The organism is Bradyrhizobium sp. AUGA SZCCT0431, assembly GCF_018131065.1.
Lineage (GTDB): Bacteria > Pseudomonadota > Alphaproteobacteria > Rhizobiales > Xanthobacteraceae > Bradyrhizobium.
The window spans coordinates 12983-36351 of sequence record NZ_JAFCLR010000043.1; the positions used below are offsets into that span (position 1 = coordinate 12983).

Annotated in this window: 20 protein-coding genes; 4 read left to right on the forward strand and 16 right to left on the reverse strand. The window is 63.1% G+C overall.

Going from position 1 to position 23369, the window contains the following annotated elements:
- Positions 1-139 precede the first annotated feature (139 nt).
- The 5 genes from JQ567_RS30965 to JQ567_RS30985 form a co-directional block, all read right to left on the reverse strand.
- Entirely contained in the window at positions 140-1450 is a 1311-nt protein-coding gene (locus JQ567_RS30965; RefSeq protein WP_212442340.1) for an HlyD family type I secretion periplasmic adaptor subunit, read from the reverse strand.
- The gene (locus JQ567_RS30970; protein WP_212442341.1) at positions 1447-3192 is read right to left on the reverse strand and encodes a type I secretion system permease/ATPase; all 1746 of its coding nucleotides are present in this window, start codon (positions 3190-3192) and stop codon (positions 1447-1449) included. Before JQ567_RS30970 ends, JQ567_RS30965 begins: the two co-directional genes overlap by 4 nt.
- Before the next feature lie 145 nt (positions 3193-3337).
- On the reverse strand, positions 3338-3904 hold the full coding sequence (locus JQ567_RS30975; RefSeq protein WP_249165842.1) for a hypothetical protein: 567 nt from the start codon (positions 3902-3904) through the stop codon (positions 3338-3340).
- Positions 3882-4820 (reverse strand): diguanylate cyclase domain-containing protein, encoded by a 939-nt coding sequence (locus JQ567_RS30980; protein WP_212442342.1) that lies wholly within the window; start codon positions 4818-4820, stop codon positions 3882-3884. The genes JQ567_RS30975 and JQ567_RS30980 overlap by 23 nt, the downstream gene beginning before the upstream one ends.
- A 3-nt stretch (positions 4821-4823) precedes the next feature.
- Positions 4824-7847 (reverse strand): hybrid sensor histidine kinase/response regulator, encoded by a 3024-nt coding sequence (locus tag JQ567_RS30985; protein WP_212442343.1) that lies wholly within the window; start codon positions 7845-7847, stop codon positions 4824-4826.
- A gap of 357 nt (positions 7848-8204) precedes the next feature.
- Between JQ567_RS30985 and JQ567_RS30990 the strand changes: the two genes are divergently transcribed.
- Positions 8205-8390, forward strand: a complete 186-nt coding sequence (locus tag JQ567_RS30990) for a hypothetical protein (RefSeq protein WP_212442344.1) — start codon at positions 8205-8207, stop codon at positions 8388-8390.
- A 128-nt stretch (positions 8391-8518) separates the two neighbouring features.
- On the opposite strand, the gene JQ567_RS30995 is transcribed toward JQ567_RS30990, so the two are convergent.
- Positions 8519-8788, reverse strand: a complete 270-nt coding sequence (locus JQ567_RS30995) for a GlsB/YeaQ/YmgE family stress response membrane protein (RefSeq protein ID WP_212442345.1) — start codon at positions 8786-8788, stop codon at positions 8519-8521.
- Positions 8789-8988: 200 nt separating this feature from the next.
- Between JQ567_RS30995 and JQ567_RS31000 the strand changes: the two genes are divergently transcribed.
- Positions 8989-9162 carry a hypothetical protein gene (locus JQ567_RS31000; protein WP_212442346.1) on the forward strand — a complete coding sequence of 58 codons (174 nt, stop codon included), beginning with the start codon at positions 8989-8991 and terminating at the stop codon, positions 9160-9162.
- Between the two features lie 9 nt (positions 9163-9171).
- On the opposite strand, the gene JQ567_RS31005 is transcribed toward JQ567_RS31000, so the two are convergent.
- From JQ567_RS31005 to JQ567_RS31035, 7 genes are all read right to left on the reverse strand, one after another.
- Entirely contained in the window at positions 9172-10152 is a 981-nt protein-coding gene (locus tag JQ567_RS31005) for an ABC transporter ATP-binding protein (RefSeq protein WP_212442347.1), read from the reverse strand.
- Positions 10149-11561, reverse strand: a complete 1413-nt coding sequence (locus JQ567_RS31010; protein ID WP_212442348.1) for an amidase — start codon at positions 11559-11561, stop codon at positions 10149-10151. The genes JQ567_RS31005 and JQ567_RS31010 overlap by 4 nt, the downstream gene beginning before the upstream one ends.
- Positions 11558-11755 carry a hypothetical protein gene (locus tag JQ567_RS31015; RefSeq protein ID WP_212442349.1) on the reverse strand — a complete coding sequence of 66 codons (198 nt, stop codon included), beginning with the start codon at positions 11753-11755 and terminating at the stop codon, positions 11558-11560. Before JQ567_RS31015 ends, JQ567_RS31010 begins: the two co-directional genes overlap by 4 nt.
- A gap of 16 nt (positions 11756-11771) precedes the next feature.
- The gene (locus JQ567_RS31020) at positions 11772-12833 is read right to left on the reverse strand and encodes an ABC transporter ATP-binding protein (protein WP_212442350.1); all 1062 of its coding nucleotides are present in this window, start codon (positions 12831-12833) and stop codon (positions 11772-11774) included.
- Between the two features lie 4 nt (positions 12834-12837).
- A complete protein-coding gene (locus JQ567_RS31025; RefSeq protein ID WP_212442351.1) occupies positions 12838-13725 on the reverse strand; it encodes an ABC transporter permease in 888 nt (295 codons plus the stop codon).
- 1 nt (position 13726) lies between these two features.
- The gene (locus tag JQ567_RS31030) at positions 13727-14680 is read right to left on the reverse strand and encodes an ABC transporter permease (protein ID WP_212033414.1); all 954 of its coding nucleotides are present in this window, start codon (positions 14678-14680) and stop codon (positions 13727-13729) included.
- Between the two features lie 229 nt (positions 14681-14909).
- On the reverse strand, positions 14910-16556 hold the full coding sequence (locus tag JQ567_RS31035; protein ID WP_212442352.1) for an ABC transporter substrate-binding protein: 1647 nt from the start codon (positions 16554-16556) through the stop codon (positions 14910-14912).
- A 225-nt stretch (positions 16557-16781) separates the two neighbouring features.
- On the opposite strand from JQ567_RS31035, the gene JQ567_RS31040 reads away from it, so the two are divergent.
- Entirely contained in the window at positions 16782-17678 is an 897-nt protein-coding gene (locus JQ567_RS31040) for a LysR family transcriptional regulator (RefSeq protein ID WP_212442353.1), read from the forward strand.
- 8 nt (positions 17679-17686) lie between these two features.
- Here the strand turns inward: JQ567_RS31040 and JQ567_RS31045 are convergent, their stop codons facing one another.
- The 3 genes from JQ567_RS31045 to JQ567_RS31055 form a co-directional block, all read right to left on the reverse strand.
- On the reverse strand, positions 17687-18448 hold the full coding sequence (locus tag JQ567_RS31045; protein ID WP_212442354.1) for a hypothetical protein: 762 nt from the start codon (positions 18446-18448) through the stop codon (positions 17687-17689).
- 72 nt (positions 18449-18520) lie between these two features.
- On the reverse strand, positions 18521-19516 hold the full coding sequence (locus tag JQ567_RS31050) for an asparaginase (protein ID WP_212442355.1): 996 nt from the start codon (positions 19514-19516) through the stop codon (positions 18521-18523).
- A 374-nt stretch (positions 19517-19890) separates the two neighbouring features.
- On the reverse strand, positions 19891-21549 hold the full coding sequence (locus JQ567_RS31055; protein WP_212442356.1) for an ABC transporter substrate-binding protein: 1659 nt from the start codon (positions 21547-21549) through the stop codon (positions 19891-19893).
- A gap of 209 nt (positions 21550-21758) precedes the next feature.
- On the opposite strand from JQ567_RS31055, the gene JQ567_RS31060 reads away from it, so the two are divergent.
- On the forward strand, positions 21759-23366 hold the full coding sequence (locus JQ567_RS31060) for an ABC transporter substrate-binding protein (protein WP_212442357.1): 1608 nt from the start codon (positions 21759-21761) through the stop codon (positions 23364-23366).
- The last annotated feature ends 3 nt before the right edge of the window (positions 23367-23369 follow it).

A 23369-nucleotide genomic window follows, 5' to 3' on the forward strand; every position in this document is an offset into this window, starting at 1 on the left:
CACGGGGGCCGGGACCCATACGCCGTGTCGCTCGCTTTAAGGGACGCTGTTCGACGAATTTTGCCAACCACTAAAGCCTGTGGTTATGGGTCCCGGCCTTCGCCGGGACGACGAGATCCACCCAAACCGGGACGACGAACTACTTCTCCCTGAACGAGCGCATCAGCTGATCGCTCAGCGGCTTCATCAGATACGAGAACATGGTGCGGTCGCCGGTTTGCACGAAGGCTTCCACCGGCATGCCCGGGATCAGCTTGTTGTTGTCGCCGAGGCGGGCGACTTCTTGCGGCGGCAACGAGACGCGGATCGTGTAATAGGTTTGCCCGGTGCGCTGCTCGGTGGTGACGTCGGCCGACACCCTGGTGACCTTGCCGTTCAGCTCCGGCGTGGTGTGCTGGTTGAAGGCCGATAGCCGCAGCAATGTCTTCTGGCCGATCTGCAGCTTGTCGATATCCTGCGGATTGACCTTGGCCTCGACCGACAGATCCTCGGCCTGCGGCACGATCATCATGATGGCGTCGCCGGCGGTGATCACGCCGCCGACGGTATGCACCGTCGATTGCAGCACCATGCCGGCCTGTGGCGCCCGGATGTCGATGCGGCGGAGCTGATCTTCCGCGGTGACCTTGCGCTCGACGAACTCGCCGATCTTGTCGTTGGTCTCGCGCAAATCCTTTGAAACCTCGCTGACCAGTTCCTTGTCGATCTGGATGATCTGCAGCTCGGTCTCGGTGATCTTGCCCTTGGCCTGGGCGCGCGAGGCGATGTATTGCGCGCGCTCGCCCGACAGGCGGGCGGAATCGCGCTCCAGCGTGGTCAGGCGCGAGATCTGGATCAGGCGCTGGTCATAGAGCTGGCGGACGCCGACCAGTTCCTTTTCGACCAGTGAGATTTCCTTGTCCTTGGCTTTCTCCTGCGCCGAGAGGCCCTCGATTTCCTCATTGAGTTGCATGACCCGCTCGCGCAGCTGGGCCTTTTGCCCGGCGCGGCCGTGGACACGAACCTCGAACAATTTGGTTTCGCTCGCCATGACGTCCCTGACGTCGGCATCGTCGGCACGATCAGCCAGCAGCGGGGGAAACTTGATCTTGTCGGTGCCGCGCTGTTCGGCCTCCAGCCGCGCCGCCCGCGCCAACAATCCGTTGAGGGTTTTGACCACGATCGCAAGGCTCGCCTTGACCACGGTCTCGTCGAGACGGACCACGACATCGCCGGCCTTGACGGTATCGCCGTCGCGCACCCGCACTTCGCCGACCACGCCGCCGGTCGGGTGCTGCACCTTCTTGACGTTGGAATCGACCACCACCGATCCCGGCGCGATCAGCGCCCCTGAGATCGGCACCGTCGAGGCCCATCCGCCGAATCCGCCCACCAGCACCAGCATGAGCGCCAGGCCGACAACCAGATGCGACCGTATCGAACGGCGGGCGCCTTTCAACTCCTCGCTCATGATTTGGCTCCAGGGGCAACGATCTTGATCGGCGCGGGCGGCGCCGGGACGGCGCGCTGCAGCACCTGGCCGAGAATGGTTTCCTTCGGCCCGAACGCCTGCATGCGGCCGTCCTTCAGCACCAGCAATTGATCGACCGCCTCGATGCCGATCGGCCGGTGCGCCACCACGATCACGATGGCGCCGCGCTCGCGCGCGGCGCGAACGGCACGGGTCAGCGCCTCGTCGCCCTCGGTATCGAGGTTGGAGTTCGGCTCGTCGAGCACGATCAGGAAGGGATGGCCATACAGCGCCCGCGCCAGCCCGACGCGCTGCGCCTGCCCGGCCGACAACGCGGTCCCCTGCTCGCCAATCTGGGTGTCATAGCCCTCGCGCATCTTGATGATCATGTCATGCACGCCGGCCTCCTTGGCCGCGGTGATGATCGCATCCGATTTGGCGTCGGGATCGAAACGGGAAATATTGTGGGCGATCGAGCCGGCGAACAATTCGACGTCCTGCGGCAGATAGCCGACGTGACGGCCGAGCACATCGGATGACCATTGGTCGAGCGCGGCGCCATCGAGCCGCACCTTGCCGCGCACCGGCATCCAGACGCCGACCAGTGCGCGTATCAGCGACGACTTGCCCGATCCGCTGGGGCCGATCACGCCGACGCCGGTGCCGGCCTCGACCGCAAAAGTGACATCCTGAACAATGACCCGCTGATCGCCGGGCGGCACGATGGTGACGCCCTCGACCGACAATCGTTTCGACGGGCTCTGCAGCAAGGTCTGGGTGTTCTGCGCCGGTATCTGTTCAAGCAGCTTGTTGAGGCGATGCCAGCTCTGGCGCGCCGCGACGAAACCCTTCCAGTGCGCGATCGCCAGATCGACCGGCGCCAGCGCCCGCGCGCTCAGGATCGAGCCTGCGATGATGATACCGCCGGACGCCTCCTGATGGATCACCAGATAGGCGCCGACCGCCAGCACCGCCGATTGCAGCATCATGCGCAGCACCTTGGCGATTGCGCCGAGGCCTCCCGCGACGTCGCTGGCACGCTGATTGCCGGCCAGATAGGTCTCGTTGGCCTCGGTCCAGCGCTTGGTCAGCCGTCCGGCCATGCCCATCGCGACCAGCACTTCGGCGTTGCGCCGGCTGGTTGCCGCCAGATCGTTGCGCCGCGCCGCCAGTGTCATGGCGTCTTTGGCCGGCTGGCGCGACATCACTTCGGTGATCACGGTGAGGATCACCAGGATGATGGCGCCGACCAGCGCGGTCAGGCCCAGCAGCCAGTGGAATGCAAAACAGATGGCGAGGTAGAACGGCAGCCAGGGCAGGTCGAAAAACGCGCCCGGCCCCTGGCTGCCGAGGAAGGAGCGCACGTTATCGAGGTCGCGCAGCGGCTGCAGGCCTTCATTGCGGGCGCCCACCATCAGCGGCAGGCGCACGATGGTATCGAACACGCGGGCATTGATGGCTTCATCGAGCGCGGTGCCGATGCGGCCGAGAATCCGGCCCCGGATCAGGTCGAGGCCACCCTGGGCGACGTATAGTCCCCCGGCGAGCACGACCAGGCCGATCAGGGTCGGCACGCTCCGGCTCGGAATCACGCGGTCATAGACCTCCAGCATGAAAATCGAGCCGGTCAGATACAGCAAGTTGATCATGCAGCTCATGATGCCGACGCCGATAAACGCGTTGCGACAGGCGCGCAGCGCAATACCGAGTTCGGACCGCCGGACACCGGGAGCAGCTGCCATCAATTCGTGTCTCTGCAAAAGGGATTAGCTAACGGGCTGGTTCTACCGATGTTTGTGGCCAGCGTCTATTTAAGTCACGTTAACCTGAATGCGGTTCATCCCGTGACATTGGCGCGGACACGGGGAAATCAGCCGATAAAACGGCCTAAATCGGCGCCGGCGCGGGCTTTGCTGCCGTTTCCGGCTTCGGAAACGGCACCAGGATCACCGACATCGCGACCCGGCCGACCTCGCCGTTCAGGTCCAGCAGCACGCCGCTTCCGATTCCGAGGCCGGCAGCGGGCCGCCACGTTGTCTGGGCGCGAACCCCCACCCATTCGCCTTGGGCTGCCTGAGCCGTCAGATTCGGGTTGGGATCCGTCACCACGTTCTGGAACGGCCGCGCGATGCCATGGGTCCAATCCGCAGGCCCCAGCACCGACGAGAGCGGCCCGGCACCGTCAATTATCGCGTGGTTGAGGCGGAACCAGGCGACACCATCGCCGGCGCGCGCCTCCATGGCGTCCATGAACCACGGCCGGCCGTGGGCGGCTTTCAAGGCGCGCAGCGGATATCGCGTGGGATCGACGGCTTCGCTTGTCTCGTCGGCAAATCCGGGGATTTCCACCGCGCGCTCGCGCGACAGTGTCACCCGCACGGTGGCGCAAGGCTGGTCTTCGTTCGCTGCCCACAGCGTGTTGTCGATGGCCTCATTCCGCGTCGGTCCGCACAACCTGGTTGCGTCCCTGCTGTTTTGCGCGGTAGAGCGCGGCGTCCGCCTCATTCAACCATGCACCCACCGATTTGCCCTTAATGCGCGATAGCAACGCCACCCCGGCGCTGATGGTCACGACCTTGGCCGTCGGATTGGAATCGTGCGGGATCGCCAATTCCTCGATTGCCTGCCGGTAGCGCTCGGCCGCCATCAATCCGTCGTCGAGGGATTGTTCGGGCAAAAGGATCAGAAATTCCTCGCCCCCGTAACGATAGAGCTGGTCGCCGCGCCGAGCCGTATTCATGAGTGTCCGCGCCACGGCCCGGAGCACGTCATCGCCGGCGAGATGCCCCTTGCTGTCGTTATATGCCTTGAAAAAATCGACGTCGCACATGATGGCGCTATAGCTGTGGCCGTAGCGATCCGCCCTCGCGTGGATGTTTTCGAGGTCCTCGCTCAGTTTGAGCCGGCTGCCAAGCTGGGTCAGCGGGTCGGTACGTGCCTGCTCGAAGAGCTGACGATTGAGTCGCTCCAGTTGCGCTGACTGCTGGGATAGTTGCCGGTGCAGGGATGTGACCCGCGACGCGACGAGCAGTCGTGGCCTCAGCTCATTGAGGTCGAGAGGTTTGCTGAGATAATCGTCCGCGCCGGCTTCCATGCCGCTCAGCACGTCTGCCTTTTTGTCGAATCCCGTCAGAAAGATGAAATAGGTGTATGTGTCTCTCCCAGACGCCCGGATTCGGCGACACAATTCGATGCCATCCATTTCGGGCATCATGCGATCGCTGATGACGGCATCCACATCGACAGTCTCGAACAGGCGCCAGGCCTCTTCACCGTCGATTGCTGCGACGCATTCATGACCAAGCGACGTTACCGCGGCTTCGAGGATCCGACGTGAGCCGGCGTCGTCTTCCGCAACAAGGATGCGCATGGCTTACCCCTTTGCATCCTCGGACAAGAGCGCATCGCGAACTGGCTCGAACTGTCTTTCGAGGTCGGCGACCAGCGACGGTGCTATACCGATGTTTTCAGCTTCCCCGAGTTCCTGGAGTTCGGCACATATCCGAACCATTTCGCGGGCGCCCAGATTAGCGGCGCTTCCCTTGAGGGTATGGGCGACCTTAACCAGACGGGCCGAATCGCCTTCCTGCAGGGAATCTCGCAGATCGGCCAGTTGCCGCGGCGTATCCTGAAGGAAAAGATCCGTTACTTCTTTCACCAATCCGGGCGCTCCCGCGCGTTCGAGTTCGCGCAAATCGTCAAGCACGGTGTGATCGACGGCGCCCTCGGGTCGCGGCGCAGCCGCGACAGCTCGGCTTTCGAGTTCGTCAACACCCGGCAGCCATCGGTCGAGAGCGGCGGCCAGTTCCAGCGGGTTGAGAGGCTTGGTGATGTGGTCGTCCATTCCCGCTGACAAGCTCTTGCCACGCGCGTCCTTCAACACGTCGGCGGTCAACGCGATGATTGGGGTATGCCGGCCGGTTCCTTCGCGTCGCCGGATCTCCTGGGCCGCCTGATAGCCATCCATCTCCGGCATCTGGCAATCCATCAAGATCGCAGCGTAAGGCACGCGGTCCACGGCCTCGACGGCTTCGCGGCCATTGGCCACGACATCGGCGCGATAGCCAAGCGTCGCGAGGACACCGATCGCTACCTGTTGATTGACGACATTATCTTCGGCGATCAGGATACGCCCGGCCCGCGGCTTTACCAATCTCTTCGCGCGTTTTTGAGAGGCCGAAGGGATTTCAACACGCAGGAATTCGCCTTCGGCCGGTTCGGCACCCGCCATGACGCGCGCCAGACAGTCATAAAGCTCCGATTGCCGCGCTGGCTTCGTGAGGCAGGCATCGAAAAATCCATCGTGGTTCGGGTCGCCGCCGATTTGACCGATCGAGGTCAGGAGGATTAGTCGCGTACCTGCGATCGAACGGTCCGCCTTGATGGCGCGCGCGAGCGCCATCCCGTCCATGCCCGGCATCTGCATGTCGACGATCGCCGCGTCGTAAGGCTCGCCCCGCGCCACTGCCGCGCGCAGCATCTCGAGAGCACGGGCACCGGATTCGGCGCTGCCGTTGCGCATCTGCCAACCGACAATGTGCTCATGCAGAATCGTACGGTTGACCGCGTTGTCGTCGATCGCAAGCACGCGCAAGCCGCGCAGGTCCATGTGTGGACGCCGCGCCTGGGCGGACGAGAGACCCAGCGGAACAGAAAACCAGAATGTACTGCCCTTTCCGGGTTCGCTATCCACACCTATTTCACCGCCCATCAGTCTTACGAGCTGCGCGGAGATAGCGAGACCGAGACCGGTTCCGCCATGCTTCCGCGTCGTCGAAAGGTCAGCCTGCGCAAACGCCTCGAACAGGCGTGACTGTTGCTCCGGGGAGACGCCGATTCCCGTATCGGTGACTTCGAAACGGATCGTCACCCCATCCTTGGTCCCGGCGTGCCGCCTGGCGCGCAACACCACCTCGCCCCGTTCGGTGAACTTGATCGCATTGCCGGCAAAATTGGCGAGGATCTGACGCAGGCGGAAAGGATCGCCATGAAGGGTCTCTGGCAGATCGTGGTCGATCAGGCTGGCCAGCTCCAGCCCCTTGGCGGCGGCGCGCAGGGCCACCATGCCGGTAACGCTCTCGACAATGTCGTAGAGATCGAAATCGATGATTTCGAGCTCGACTTTGCCGGCTTCGATTTTCGAGAAGTCGAGAACATCGTTGACCACATCCAGCAGAGATTCTCCCGACTGCCTCGCCATCTCAGCGTAGTTGCGCTGCTTCGGGTCGAGCTTGGTATCGGTCAGGAGCCCCATCATGCCGATCACGCCATTGAGCGGCGTGCGGATCTCGTGGCTCATGACGCTCAGGAATTCGGACTTGGCTTTCGTCGCCGCCTCGGCCGTCTCCTTGGCCTGCAGCAACGAATCCGCCATCTTGTTGAAGGCTTCGATCAAATGCGCCAGCTCGCCCGTGGCCCTGGCGTGTGACCGATGGCCGAACTCACCAGCTCCGATAACATCTGCGTCCCGTTGCAATTGCCGTATCGGGCGAACTATGCCCGATGAGAACGACCACGCAAGCAGAAATGCCGCGCCGATCGCAATGGAGATCAGGAAAAGCCACCATTGCGCGCGCTCAGATGCCCTCGCAATTGTATCCTTGGTTAGCCCTACCGTCACAACCCACGGGACGAACCGCACCCTGGCCGACGCCGTCATGCGCATAGTGCCGTCGAGCCAACCCGTCTCTTCGCTAGCCTCTCCGAGTGCAAGCTGGCGGACGACAATCGGATCTTTTCCGACGTCGCGCCCGGTCCAGTCGGGGCGATCGGTGCGGCCAACGATAGTGCCACGCTCCGTGAGAATTCTGACCGCGCTGCCGTGCGGCAGACTTGCCGCATCGGTCACTGCGTTGATGCGCGCCAGGTTGGTGCCGAGAACCAGAACGGCTCGAACGACGCCGGCATCGTCAATCAGCGGCCGCGCTATGGCAACAACCCAATTGTGGCCGATCCGGCTGACGATCGGTTCGCTGATCGTGACTCTTTTCTGCAGCGCGGCGGCAAAATAGGGGCGATCGCCAGCAAACATGCGGCTCGTCTCGGTCAAAGGCCATTGCGACGTTCCGATGTTATTGCCTTTGAGATCGAAGATCAGGAGGTTGTTAAGGGAAGCCGGCAGGTCGGCTTTGACGGACCGGAGAAGAGCATCGTTCTTCTCGATGTCGGCGGGATCGCTGGAGATCATTCGACCGATCGTGATCAAGAAAGTATTCATCTGGTCGAAATAATCGTCGATGCGCGCCGCGCTGAGCTGCGCCGCTTCGCGGGCATCGGCCCGAGCAACGGCGTAGTCGGCGTTGATTCGCTCCAACAGAAAGCCGCCCGCCAGCGCCAGCAACGGCAGGATGGCCACCGCGACGAGTACGTTTAGCCGGGTCCGGATGTTGAGATTCATTGCGGAGCGCCGTTTCTCTTGCCCTGATATGGCTTGAACGCGCTGGCACCCCAGCATCCACTGAACTGGTCGGGGAGCCCGATCGGAATTCCTCATGCGCGGAATTCCCAACTATCCGTCGCGCGGCAGAATCGGATATGGAAGTGAGATTAAACCGGATATGCTAAAGAATGCGTAAATCTTAGAACCCGTATAGTTCCGGACATATTGCCTGTATTGAGCGCAGTGTTCCGGCACGTTGATAACTGTCCCGGCCGCTGCAACGCCGCGGGCCCAAACGCTTAAGATCCGGTCGGCTGCTGTAGGCTGGGTGGGACGGCGGCGAACGGGAGAAAAACAATGGCTGTGAGTTTGTCGATGCCGATTCTGGTGGTCGAGGATCACAGCGCGACTGCTCTCATCTTGCGAACCCTGTTGACGCGCTTGGGCTTCAGCGACGTCGATCAGGCCATCGATGGCCTCGTGGCGCTCGCCGTCGCGCCAGCAAAGACGCCCGTCAAAGGCTCGGCCAGACTCCGGCAAGAAGCCGGTCGCCCCGTTTGATTTCGAGGCAACGCAGGACGATACAATTTATCTCGCGTCCCGCACCGGGCAGGCGCGGGACCAGTGCATTGCCGCGGTGCGGCGATGGATCGCAGACGCCGTCAGCCGCGCCAATGGGTAGCGCGACGTCAGAAACGGCCGCCGGTTCGCACCAGCCGCACCACCAGCAGCAAGATGACGGCACCGATCGCCGCATTGATGATCTCCCTGATCACGCCGGTGCCGATGTGAATGCCGAGCTTGGGCAAAAGAAGGTTTGCAACCAGCGCGCCGGCGATGCCGACGAGGATGTCGCCGATCAGCCCAAAACCGGTGCCGCGGACGATCTTGCCGGCCAGCCAGCCGGCGACGAGCCCGATAAACAGGATGACCAAAATGCCCTGGTTGGATATGTGCACCTAAGAATCCCCGCTTCGCGCGCGTCATCCGCCCGCGGTTTTAGACTACCGGCAATTCCCCGATGTGACGACCTGAATCTGCCCGCCACGCCGCCTGTGGTGGAACTGTCAATCGCAATCCGCGTTATCCGGCAATGACGCAACCTGATATTTGGTATGTAAGTTTTGGGCCGGAGCGGACCGACGAGAGTGCGACGAGCATGGTCCGTTCGACCCGCAAATTTAAATCGGAAGTCGACGCCAAGCTGTTCGCGATGCAGATTCTGGCAAAGGGTTGGTCTGTGAGCGCGGGCACGCTCAATCCGCACCAGCCCAAGCAGATCGTGGGGCCAGCCCAAATCGAACAATGGGCGGATCCGGGGTTGGGTGGGTAGCGCCCGAGCTCAGGTCGCGGCGGCTGCGGCCGGTTCGGCCAGGACGCAGCGCGCGATTCGATCCGGCGCAACCTGCACATTGGGCGGCAATTGCTCGGTACAGCGCGGCTGCGCCACACTGCAGCGCGGTGCGAACGAGCAGTTCACCGGCGCCTTGTCGAGCGATGGCGGTGTGCCCGGGATGGTCTCCAGCCGCTGGCCGCGCTTGGCGCCGTGGGTGGTCGACGCCAGGAGCCCGCGCGCATAGGGATGCATCGGCGTCCGCACGATGTCGCGCAGCTTGCCCTGCTCGACAATCTGGCCGGCATACATGACAGCGACGCGGTCGCAGATTTCGATGGCGACGCCGATGTCGTGGGTCACAAAAATCACCGACATGCCGAACTCGCGCTGCAATTCGCGCAGCAGCAGCAGGATCTGGATCTGCACGGTGGCGTCGAGCGCCGTGGTCGGCTCGTCGGCCAACAGGATCTTCGGCTTGCAGGCCAGTGCCAGCGCGATCATCGCGCGCTGCCGCATGCCGCCGCTCATTTCGTGCGGATAGGCATCGAGGCGGCGCTTGGCCGAGGGAATGCGTACGACTTCGAGCATTTCCAGCGCCCGCGCGGTAGCCTCCTTCTCGCTCTTGCCTTCGTGGCGCATCACGGATTCGGAAATCTGCCGGCCGATGGTGTAGACCGGGTCGAGCGCCAGCGCCGGCTCCTGAAAGATCATCGACACGGTCTGGCCGCGAAATGCCGACAATTCCTCGTCGTTCAACGCCAGCACGTCGCGGCCGAGAACATTCACGCTGCCCGAAATCTGCGTCCGCTTCTTCGGCAATAGCCGCATCAGCGCGCGCAACGTCACGCTCTTGCCCGAACCGGATTCACCCAGGAGGCCGAGCACCTCGCCCTCGCCGAGCGAGAGCGAGATGTCGTTGACGGCATGCACGGTGCGCTCGCCGGTGAAGCGGATGCTGAGATCGCGGATTTCGACGAGGTTGGTCATGCCGGTTTGGGTACCTGTTTGTGATAGTCCGTGGCGCGCTGGAACGCCGCGCCGATCCGCAGCAGCATCGCCTCGTCAAAGGAGCGGCCGATCAATTGCAGGCCGACCGGCAAACCGCTTTTGGTGAAGCCCGCGGGAATCGAAAGCGAGGGCAGGCCGAGGTAATTGACCGGGCGGGTAAATTTCGTGATCCGCTGGATCACGGCCTCGGCGTCGCGGCTGTTGCCGACGTCGCTCTCGGCGATGGTTGCCGCCGGCATCGGCGCGACCGGCGCAATCAGCGCATCGGTGCCGGTGACCGCAGCCAGATACGCCGCCAGCGCCGGACCGCGCCAGCGCATTGCTTCGAGGTAGGACACCGCGGGAATCGCGAGGCCGTTCTGCAGCCGCATCAGGACCTGCGCGCCGTAATCCTGCGGCCGTTCGATCATCCATCTTTTGTGGAACGCGGCGGCTTCGGTCGCGAGGACCAATTGACAGGCGGCCGTGAGCTGGCGCTGGTCCGGCAATTCGACCGAGACGATCTCGGCGCCCTCTTTCTTCAGCGTCGCGATCGTCTCATCGAGCACGCGCGCCACTTCGGGATCGAGATCGTCGACATAGAATGCGGTCGGCACGCCGATCCTGAGGCCTTTCAGCGAGCCTTTGGTCGCCGCCATATAGTCCGGCACCGGCAGCGTGGACGCGGTGAGATCATCGGGATCCGCGCCCGCCATCAATCCGAGCAGCTGCGCGCAATCTTCCACGTTCTGCGCCAGCGGGCCGACCGTATCGAGCGATTGCGACAGCGGCATCGCGCCGGCGCGGCTGACGCGGCCGACCGTCGTTTTCAACCCGGTGACGCCGCAGAAATGCGCGGGCATCCGGATCGAGCCGCCGGTGTCCGATCCCAGCGCCGCAAAGGTCAGCCGTGCGGCGACCGCCGAGCCCGAGCCGGACGACGAGCCGCCGGTGATGTGATCGACATTCCAGGGATTGCGCACCGCGCCGTAATGCGGGTTGTGGCCGGTCGGCCCGTAGGCGAACTCGACCATCTGCAGCGAGCCGAGCCTGATGGTACCGGCGTCCTTCAGGCGCTGCAGCGCGGTCGAGGTCGTGGTGGCGACGAAGTCGCGGCGGATCTTCGAACCGCAGGTGACGACCTTGCCGGCCTCGTAATACATGTCCTTGTGCGCCAGCGGCACGCCATGCAGCACACCTCTTGCTTTGCCTTTGGCAAGATCAGCATCAGCGGCGTCGGCCGCCGCCAGCGCCTCCTCCGCCTCGATCGCCATGAAGGCGTTGAGGCGCGGCTGCCATTGCGCGATGCGCTCGAGACAGGATTTTGTCACCTCGCGCGATGAAACTTCCTTGCTGGCGATCGCCCTGGCGACCGACACCAGCGACATCAGGGCCGGTTCGGTGCTCATTTCGACACCTTCAGGTTCTGCACCAGAAGAAAGCTGGCGGGTTCCAGATCGAACGGCAGGGTGCCGGCGACCGGCGCAAAGCCTTCGAACGCCGGCCCGATGGAAGTGGCGATCCGCTCGGCGACTTCGGCGCTCGCCGGCACGCCCGCGACATCGGTCATGACCTTGACCTCTTTTGGACTGGGTTTTGTCATCTGAACATCCTCTCCCTTATTGCTTTTCTTTAGCCGGTGCGCGGCTGTGCCCGGAGCCGGGAATGGCCATGTAGCACGCCGCCTGGTGGCCCATTGTATCGAGGTCGCTGAGTTTTGGCGTCGCATTTGAGCAGAGCGGCTCCGCATATGGACAACGGGTGTGAAACCGGCAGCCCGGCGGCGGATCGATCGGGTTGGGCGGATCGCCAGTGATCGGCGGCGTCTGGGTGCGATTGTCAGGATCGGCCGACGGCATCGCCGCCAGCAGCGCGCGCGTATAGGGATGCGCCGGCTCGTCCCACACCTTGTCGACCGGGCCGAGCTCGACGACCTCGCCGAGATACATCACCAGCACGCGGTCCGAGATATAGCGCACCACGTTGAGATCGTGGCTGATGAAGAGGTATGTGAGCCCGAATTCGCGCTTGAGATCGGCGAGCAGGTTGAGCACCTGGGCTTCAACCGATTTGTCGAGCGCCGACACCGCCTCGTCGAGGATCACCAGCCGCGGCGACAGCGCCAGCGCGCGCGCGATGTTGACGCGCTGGCGCTGTCCGCCGGAAATCTCGTGCGGATAGCGGTTGGCGAAGGTCTCGGGCCGCAAGCCCACCTTACCCAGCAGTTCGCGCGCCAGCGTGCGCGCGGCGGCATCCGCCATGCCATGCACCTTCGGGCCGAACGCGATCGAATCCTCGATGGTGAGGCGCGGGTTGAGCGAGGCGTAGCTGTCCTGAAACACCATCTGCATGCCGCGGCGCAGATCGCGCAGCGACAATGCGCGGCCGACCTGCATGCCGTCATAGATGATATCGCCGGCATCTGATTTCATCAGATGCATCAGAAGCCGCGCGGTGGTCGACTTGCCGCAGCCGGATTCGCCGACGATGCCGACGGTCTCGCCCTTGGCGATCGAAAACGAGACGTCGTCGACCGCCCGGACCGTCTTGCGCGCACTGAACAGATCACCGCGCACCGGAAAATGCTTGGTCAGGCCGTTGACCTGCAGCAGCGGCTGTGCGGCGCCGCCGACGTCCTCGATCTTTTCCAGCAGTTCTACCGATGGGCTGCTCTCGTTCATCGCGTCAGTTCCTGATGTCCATGGCGCTGCGCATGCCGTCGCTGAGCAAATTGAAACAGATCGACACCGCAAAGATCATGGCGCCGGGCAACGCCGCGACCCACGGATTGACATAGATCGCGGTGCGCAGCGTGTTGAGCATCAAGCCCCATTCCGGCTCCGGCGGCTTGGTGCCGAGGCCGAGGAACGACAGGCCGGCGGCGAGGATCATCGACACCGAGATCAAGCCGGTGGCGTAGACGAAGATCGGGCCCAGCACGTTGCCGAGCATGTGCACGCGCATAATGGTGAAGGGCCCGGCGCCGGAGGCACGCGCGGCCTCGACAAAATCCATGTTGCGCACGCCGGTCGTGACGCTCTCGGCGACGCGGGTGATCTGCGGCACGAACACGATGGTCAGCGAGACGATGGAGTTGACGATGCCGGCGCCGAGCGCGCCCGAGATCGCGATCGCCAGCAGTACCGAGGGAAATGCGTAGAACACATCGACGGTGCGCATGATCGCAGTGTTGAGCTTGCCGCCGACATAGCCGGCGACGAGCCCCAGGGAGGTGCCGATAAAGAAGGCGAGGATAACAGGCAAAATGCCGATGATCAGCGACAGCCGGCCGCCGTAGATCAGCCGCGCCAGCATGTCGCGGCCGAGCTCATCGGTGCCGAGCGGATAGTTCGGCGTGCCGATATGGCGAAGCCGGCGGATCATCGAGCCCTGATAGGGATCGGCGAGGCCCAGCCATGGCGCCAGCAGCGCGGACATGAAGATCAGCACCAGAATGAAGGCGCAGACCATGCTGACCTTGTCGCGCCGGATGCGGCGGCCGACGGTGGCCCAATAGCCCCGCGCCTGGGTGGCCGGTGCCGCCTGCAGGGCGGTATCTGTAATCGCGCTCATGTCAGCTCCGCTTGATGCGCGGATCGATCGACGCTTGCGCGATATCGACCAGGAGGTTGAGGGCCACGAAGAACAACGCCAGCACCAGGATCGTGCCCTGCAGCAGCGGCAGGTCGCGCTGGAAGATCGCCGAATTCAGCAGCAGCCCCGAACCCGGCCATGAGAACACGGTTTCGATCAGGATCGAGCCGCCAAGCATGTAGCCGAGCTGAAGCCCCATCACCGCAAGCGCCGTCGGCGCGGCGTTCTTGATGACATGGCGGAACACATCGGTCTCGCGCAGGCCTTTTGCGCGCAGCGCCTCGACGAAGTCCTGGCTCAGGATGTCGCCGGTCAAAGCGCGCACCGTGCGGGTGACGATGCCCATTGGAATGACGGATGTCGTGATCGCGGGAAGGATGAGATATTTCATGTGCTCCCAATCCCAGCCCCAGGCGCCGGAGCCGCCGGGACCGGCGCCGACCGCGGGCAGCCAGTTGAGCTGCACCGAGAAGATGATGACCATCACCATGCCGAGCCAGTAATGCGGCACGGAGACGCCGGCGATCGCGATCGAGGTCGCGACCTTGTCGACCCAGGTGTCGCGGAAATAGCCGGCGATCAGGCCGAAAAACAGCCCCAACGTGAAGCCGATCGACGCCGCGGCAATCGCCAGCGTCACCGTGTTGCCAACCGCGCGCAGCACCTCCGACAGCACCGGACGGCCCGTCGCAATCGAATTGCCGAGATCACCGTGCAGCGCACGCCACAGCCAGAGCCCGAACTGGACCGGCAGCGGGCGGTCGAAGCCATAGGCGGTGCGCAATTGCGCCGCGAGTTCCTGGCTCGCGTCCGCCGGCAGCACCGCCACCAGGGGATCGCCCGGCGTGATGTGGACCAGCAGGAAGCACACCAACGCCACGCTGGCCACGATCGGGATCACATAGACGATACGGCGGGCGATATAGACGAGCATAGATCACTTTCACTCTGCTTCCCCTTCCCCGGTGGGAAAGGGTGGCCATAGGTGGCCGCCGCCATTTTCAACAGGACGCCGACCTCTGATCGGCTATGCGAAGTCCGTGCCAAGGGGCGTTCCCGAACGAGATCCCCCTCACCCGCCTTCATTTTGCGAAGGCCCCCTCTTCCACAGGGGTGAAGGAGCAGCGCGCCCGACCATAACGAGGAGAGCGCAAGCCCGCAAATTACGGCGCGATCGTCACCGGCGAGAAATCGACGAACCAGCTCTTCGGCTGCACAAAACCCTTGATCCTGGGGCTCATGGCACGCGGACCGACGTCATGTGCGACATAAAGGAATGCCGCGTCGTCGACGGAGGCCGCATGCAATTCGGCCAATGCCGCGTCGCGCGCTTCCGGCTCGAAGGTCTGGCGCGCCTTCTTCGCCAGTTCATCGAACTTCGGATTGTTGATAAAGCCCCAATTGTTCGAGACCGGCGGCGCCATCGACGATTGCAGGAAACGCACCATGGCGAAGAACGGGTCCATCGCCGCATAGCTCACATTGGTTGCGCTGGAGCCGTTGGCGGAGGGATCCTTGGCGCCGCGCCGCCAGTTGGTGAACAGCGTGTTCCATTCGATGACGTCGAGCTGGACGTCGAAATAACACTCGGCCAGCGCCTGCTGCAGATATTCGTTCATCGTCAGCGGTTGCATCTGGCCGGAACCGGACGCCGATGTCTGGGTCTTGACCGTCAGTTTCCTGGACGGACCGTATCCGGCCTCCTGCATCAGCTTCTGCGCCGCAGCCTTGTCGTACTTGATCTCGAAGGCGGGCTTGCCGCGCCAGGGATGCCCGGCCTCGAAGGTGCCGGTCGCGGGCACCATCAGGCCGGCGAGCAGGCCGTCCTTGAGGCCGTCACGATCGATGCAGAGATTGGCGGCCTTGCGGACGCGGATGTCATTCCATGGCGAGCCTTCGACGCGTGAAAACTGCCACGGCCAAACATGAGGCTGCTCGTTGGCCTGAATGACGATGCCGCGCTTCTTGAGTTGCGCAACGGTATCGGGCGCGGGCGCCTCGATCCAGTCCACCTGGCCGGAGAGCAGTGCGGCGGTGCGCAAGGTCGCTTCCGGCATCGGCAGCAACAGCATCTTGTCGACCTTGGGAACGCGGGCCTTGTCCCAGTAATTGTCATTCTTCGCCAGCTCCAGCCGCTCGCGCGGCGTGAAGCTCGACATTTTCCAGGGACCGGTACCCGACGCGTCCCGCGCGAACGCGGTCCACGCCGCCTGCGATTTCGCCTTGGCATCCGCGCCTGGCGCGCCGTCGTAGAGCTTCTGCCATTTCGCCGGGCTCGCCATGAACAGGTTGGTGAGATTGATCGGCAGGAAACCGTCCGGCTCCTTTGTGGTCAATTCCACGGTCAGGTCGTCGATCTTGCGGGCCGAGACCAGTGTCGGCATCCGCGATGCGGTGACGCCGACCTGGCTGGCATCGAACTGCGGTGCATCCTGCTTGAGGACCTTGTCGACATTCCAGACCACGGCATCGGCGTTGAATGCCGAGCCATCATGGAACGTGACGCCGGGACGAAGCTTGAAGGTCCACTTCGTCTTGTCGGCGGCGTCCACCGCCCATTCGGTCGAAAGTCCGGGAATGACGACGCTGGCTTTGGTGGCCGAGGACAGATCCCACATCGTCAGCGAGTCGTACATCGTCACGCCGGTGAAACGGTTGCCCTCAAATCCCTGATCGGGTTGTCCGAGCGTGCGGGGGATGTCGGCGGCGGTCATGCCGATGCGCAAAACGGTCTCGGCGCCGGCAATTTGCGGCAGAGCGACCACCGACATGATCGTCAACATCAAGATCGCCGATGCAGGTCTGTTCATGCGGTTACTCCGAAGGCCAAAGCCGGCCGCGCAGTTCAAGTCCGGCAATTATTCCCGACGGGTGCCTTGGTGCGCGAACGGCCGAGGCCGCCCAAGCCGCCGATGGCATCAATTTAGAGCGGGCCACCCATTCGCACAATTATATAATATAGACATGAGCGTTGCCTTATCGGCAATCAGCATCTAGGCTCGGCGAGCCCTGCGCCAACAAGGGGGAGACCGCAGATGGAGCCATCGCTGCGCTATTTCATGGCGGTTGCACACAGCCGCTCCGTCAACGGAGCGGCCACGGAACTCCGGATCGCCGCCTCGGCGATCAGTCGTCAGATCACAAAGCTCGAGAACGAACTCGGCGTTCGCCTGTTCGAACGCAAGGCATATGGTGTCGAACTGACACCTGCCGGCGAGGTGTATTTGCGCCATGCGCGCAACACCAAGCTCGCGATCGAGCGGGTCGTTTCAGAGTTGGACGATCTCAAGGAGCTTCGCTCCGGTCTTGTGCGCATCTGTTCGATCGAAGGTATCGTCGGCGATCTCCTGACCCGCGCGATCGTGACGTTCAGAGAGCTGTATCCGGGTATCGAGTTCAGTGTGACCGTCAAGGGCACGGCACAGGTGCCCGAAAGCGTCGCGAACAGCGAGGCAGACATCGGCATTGCGTTCCATCCGCAACCCGACGAGGCCTTTACGACGGCGTTTCGCATACGGGATCCTCTTTTCGCGGTGATGGCGCCGGATCATCCGGCCAGTGGCCGCAAGCGGCTCTCGCTTGCCGAGCTGATCCAATACCCCATCGCCGTACCGGAGTCGGTTTTCGGAATTCGGCAGTTGATCGACACCACCTGCAAGGCAAACGGTCTGCATCTACGCCCCATGGTCAAGACCAATTCGATCGAAGCGCTGAGGGCGTTCGCACGCCAGAACGGCGGGGTTACCGTTCTGCCGCGCCTGTCGATCGAGCGCGATTTGAAGGCGAACACCCTGGTGAAAATTCCCCTGACGGATCCAATTCTGACCAGAGCGTTCTTCGAGGCTTTCACGCTCCGGCTGAGACCACTTCCGATCGCCTCCGAGCGCTTTCTGAAACACCTGAGTGAATTGGTGCGCGCCATCGACCGTTGAAGGCGGCATCACGGTTGCTGGATCAACATCTCGCGGGCCGTCCGGCGTACATCCATCTCGAATTCGAGGTCGGCGATCGGCGGTCGCGTGTAGTGCCACGCGACCGCGCGAGGGGCAGCGCCGCGCGCCCACACCTCGTTGATCAGAAGCGCGCCAACGTCGTGCACGGTGTAGGCCTGGGTCGATGTCGCATCGCGCCAGCCGAAGCCAAGCGCCGTCAGGCGACGCTCCATCTCGACCACGACGAAACGTACCTTTTCGCGCAGCCCGTCCGCCGTCAGGTCCCCGCGGCGAACAATGTAGTCGCGGTAATTCGGCTTGCCTTCAGGGGCCTCGCCGCCGCCCGCCACCACGAACGTTTCCAGCCGCGAGCGCGCGGCGGGAACGGTGTAACAAAATGCCAGAAGCGACGGCGTCGGTGGCGGATTGATCTGTGGGCAAACATTGGTGCGCGCGACCGGGTTCGCCCCGTCGCGATAGAGGCCCCATCGTTCGAGCGTTCTGATATAGTCCCGGTTGAAGCTGAGGAAATCCTGATCGGACAGCGGGCCAGGCGAACGCAGCTCGCATGCGCAAAATGCGGTCGTTGGCCGGCCTCTTGCCCTGAGGTGACTTTCGATGGCGGCGAACCCCACCGAAATCGGCACCGGCTCCTGGAATTGCGCACGCTCGATCTCGAAACCAGGCTCGGCGGCAACTCCCGCAGAATACTGGAACACGCCCTCGGCGTACCGATAGCCGCCGGCGCCAAAGACCCGCACTTCTGACATACTATTCTCCTTAGGATCGCTCCGAGATCCGCTCGCCGGATGGCAGGATCACCGCGAAAGTCTGCGCTCAGGCTAAGCGGCTGTGCCGCCACCCCACAATGCGAAGTGACGAGCTATGTCGTTCGCCTCATGCCGCAGCAAGAGAGTCAGCAAAATGCGCGCCTTGATTCCGTCAAGCCAGCCGGCGCGGATCGCGCCGCGCTTACCAAGATCGATCTCCGAACCCGGAAAGCCATAGGTGCAGCTGAGCACCTCGCCGGCTCCGGTACGGGATGCGATAACAACTGGAATGTTCGGCGATACCCTGCTGACGGCCTGCGCCGCCACACCTGACACGTGACCACCGCCGTAGCCTTCGATCACGATGCCCGCGTATCCCTGATTTGCAGCCAGCTCGATGAGCGCGCCGTCGTCATCGAGCCCCAAGGTCACGAGGGCAACACGATGGCGCTGCGGGGCCGCACACCGGCCGATCGGCGGCAACCGGTTGACATGGGCCACCATGCGGACGCGCTGCTCCACGACGAATCCGAGGGGTCCGGAGGGGCGCGATCGAAACGCCGACGGCCTGCTGGTGTGCGCCTTGGTCACGAAGCGTGCCGCATGGATGTCGTCATCGAACACAACGAGCGTACCAAGGCCTCGGGCTGCCGGACTTGCGGCAACCCGAACGGCGGCCAGAAGATTGGCCGGCCCATCGGCGCCGGGCGCGACCGGACTGCGCATCGCACCTGTGACGATGACCGGGATATCGCTTGCCACGATACGGTCGAGCACGAAGGCGGTTTCCTCGATCGTGTCGGTGCCTTGCGTGACGACGATGCCATCGGCGCCCTCACTTGCCGCGTTCTCGATTGCGGCCGCGAGCGCTTCGAGGTCCGCGAAGGCAAGGTCGGGGCCCGGCAGTTGCCTGAACGTGGCAACCTCGAGCCGCGCGAGCTCAGCCAGCTGGGGCACGGTTCTGACGAGAGCTTCTCCGGTCAGTGTCGGAATCAGTCCGGCGGATTGCCCCGGCTGCGTTGCGATCGTTCCGCCCAAGGCGAATACCGCGATTTTCGGCTGGTCCATACGGTTTCTCTGATGGCCAACCCCGCCGCGTGGATGAGGTTCGGCAGTTATCGCCGGACAACCTTGCGCGCGAACGGCCGAGGTCGAACAGACCCAATGTAGATCGGGTCATCCGTTCGCACAATTATAGAATATAGACACTAGCGTTGCCGTATCGGCAACGAGTGCCACTCCCTTCCTTCTCCCCTTGTGGGAGAAGGTGCCTTCGATGCAGAGCATCGAAGGCGGATGAGGGGTTCTCTCCGCGGATACGGTCATATCGAACGAGAGAGAAGCGCCCGCGGAAAGAACCCCTCACCCGTCGCCTCACTTCGTGAGGCGCCACCCTCTCCCACAAGGGGAGAGGGGGAACGCGCCGTCGCTGGTAGTGGCAGTTACGGCGCGATCGTCACCGGCGAGAAGTCGACGAACCAGCTTTTCGGCTGCACAAAACCCTTCACCTTCGGGCTCATGGCGCGCGGAGACACGTCATGGGCGACGTAGAGGAAGGCGGCATCGTCGACCGAGGCCGCATGCAGTTCGGCCAGCGCCGCATCGCGCGCCGCGGGGTCGAAGGTCTGGCGTGCCTTGGTCACCAGCTCATCGAATTTGGGATTGTTGATGTAGCCCCAATTGTTCGACACCGGAGGTGCCATCGACGACTGCAGGAAGCGCACCAGCGCGAAGAACGGATCCATCGCCGCATAGGTCACGTTGGTGGCGTTGGCGTTGTTGGCGGACGCATCCTTGGCGCCGCGGCGCCAGTTGGTGAACAGCGTATTCCATTCGATCACGTCGAGCTGGACGTCGAAGTAACATTCAGCCAGCGCCTGCTGCAGATATTCGTTCATCGGCAGCGGTTGCATCTGGCCGGAGCCGGACGCCGAGGTCTGGGTCTTGACCGTCAGCTTCTTCGACGGACCGTAACCGGCTTCCTGCATCAGCTTTTGCGCCGCCTTCAGGTCATACTTGATCTCGAAGGTCGGCTTGCCGCGCCAGGGATGACCGGCCTCGAACGTGCCGGTCGCCGGCACCATCAGGCCGGCGAGCAGCCCCTCCTTGAGGCCTTCGCGATCGATGCAGAGATTGGCCGCCTTGCGCACGCGGATGTCGTTCCAGGGCGAACCCTCGATGCGGGAGAACTGCCACGGCCAGACATGCGGCGATTCGTTGGCCTGCAGCGCGAAGCCGCGTGCCTTGATTTCCTTGACCGCATCGGGCGCGGGCGCCTCGACCCAGTCAACCTGACCGGAGAGCAACGCCGCGGTGCGGGCATTGGCTTCCGGCATCGGCAGCAGCACCATCTTGTCGACCTTGGGCACGCGCGCCTTGTCCCAATAGCCTTCGTTCTTGACGAGTTCGAGCCGCTCGCGCGGCGTGAACTTCGACATCTTCCAGGGACCGGTGCCCGACGCCTCCCTCGCGAATGCCGCCCAGGCGGCCTGCGATTTCGCCTTGGCGTCGGCGCCTTCAGCCTTGTCGTAAAACGCCTGCCATTTCGAGGGGCTCGCCATGAACAGATTGGTCAGGTTGATTGGCAGGAAGCTGTCGGGCTCCTTGGTGGTCAATTCCACCGTCAGATCGTCGATTTTTTTCGCGGAGGCCAGCGTCGGCATGCGCGAGGCGGTGACACCGACCTGGCTGGCGTCGAAATGCGGCGCATCCTGCTTCAGCACCTTCTCGACATTCCACACCACGGCGTCGGCGTTGAACGGCGAGCCGTCGTGGAAGGTGACGCCGGGACGCAGCTTGAAGGTCCACTTCTTCTTGTCGGCATCATCGACCTTCCATTCGGTCGAAAGCCCCGGGATCATCACGCTCGCTTTGGTGGCCGAGGAGAGGTCCCACATGGTCAGCGCGTCATACATCGTGAGGCCGGTGAAACGGTTGCCCTCAAAGCCCTGGTCCGGCTGACCCAACGTGCGCGGAATATCGGCAGCCGTCATGCCGATGCGCAGCACGGTTTCAGCGCTGGCGGCCAGCGGCAATCCCGCCGCCAGTGCCATCGCCAGCGCGATCGCCGTCGCTGTCTTCTTTGATTTCTCGTAACGCATTTGCAGCAATCCCTTCTCTACTTCAGGTGACTATTTCTTATGCAAAGTTATGCAACGCCTATGCCAAAAGAGATAGTTCTTCGCGAAATAGCCATGTGACATATGGTTTCTTCCCGCTCCGCACGAAGAAAAGCCAGTGATGCCTATTCTGGCATCAAGCTTGCAAGTTGGCATTAGGTATTCAGCATACTGCCAACGGAGCTTAGTTCATGCGCACCCGCAATTCGATGCTACTCGTCGCCGCTATGGCGTTCGCCATTGGCGCCCTGCCGGCCACGCCGGTGCAGGCCGAATCCGTGGTGCGCTACGGCATTTCGATGGCCGATATTCCCCTGACCACGGGTCAGCCGGACCGCGGCGCCGGCGCCTATCAGTTCAGCGCCTACACGATCTACGATCCGCTGGTGGCCTGGGAAATGGACGTGGCTGACCGGCCCGGCAAGCTGGTGCCGGGGCTCGCGACTGAATGGAAAGTCGACGACAAGGACAAGACCAGATGGCGCTTCAGTCTGCGCAAGGATGTCAAATTCCATGACGGCAGCACGTTCAACGCCGACGCGGTGATCTGGAATCTCGACAAGGTGCTGAACGAAAAGGCACCGCAATTCGACAAGCGCCAAAGCGCGCAGGTGAAGACCCGCCTGCCCTCGGTCGCGAGCTACGCCAAGATCGACGACGACACCATCGAGATCACCACCAAGACGGTGGATTCGTTCTTCCCCTACCAGATGCTCTGGTTCCTGGTCTCGAGCCCCGCGCAATATGAAAAGCTCGGCAAGGACTGGGACAAGTTCGCCAGCCAGCCTTCCGGCACCGGGCCGTTCAAACTGACAAAGCTGGTGCCGCGCGAACTCGCCGAGCTCACGAAGAATGCGGATTACTGGAACAAGAAGCGGATTCCGAAGGCCGACAAGATCGTCCTGATTCCGATGCCGGAAGCGCTGACGCGCACCAATGCGCTGCTCGCCGGCCAGGTCGATCTGATCGAAACGCCGGCCCCCGATGCGGTGCCGCAGCTGAAATCCGCCGGGATGCGCATCGTCGACAACATCACGCCGCATGTCTGGAATTATCATCTCAGCGTGCTGCCGGGTTCGCCCTGGACCGACATCCGCTTGCGCAAGGCGCTCAACCTTGCGATCGACCGTGAAGGCGTCGTCGGCCTGATGAACGGATTGGCAAAGCCCGCCAAGGGTCAGGTCGATCCGTCGAGCCCGTGGTTCGGCAAGCCCAGCTTCGAGCTTAAACATGATGTGGCGGCGGCCAAGAAACTGGTCGAGGAAGCCGGCTACTCCAAGCAGAAGCCGCTGAAGGCCACCTTCATCATCGCGCAGGGCGGCACCGGACAGATGCTGTCGCTGCCGATGAACGAATTCCTGCAGCAGAGCTTCAAGGAAATCGGCATCGAGATCGACTTCAAGGTGGTCGAGCTCGAGACATTGTATACGGCCTGGCGCAAGGGCGCGGCCGACGAGATGAACGCCGGCATCACCTCCAACAACATCGCCTATGTCACCTCGGATCCGCTCTACGCCATCGTGCGCTTCTTCCACTCCGGCCAGATCGCGCCTGTCGGCGTCAACTGGGGCGGCTACAAGTCTGCGAAGGTCGACGCGCTGATCGACGAAGCCAAGCAGACCTTCGATGCCACCAAGCAGGACGAGCTGCTGGCGCAGGCCCACGCCCAGATCGTCGACGACGCCGTGCTGGTGTGGGTGGTGCACGACACCAACCCGCATGCGCTTTCGCCCAAGGTGAAGAAATTCGTGCAGGCGCAGCACTGGTTTCAGGATTTGACGACGATCGGGCTGGATTGAGGG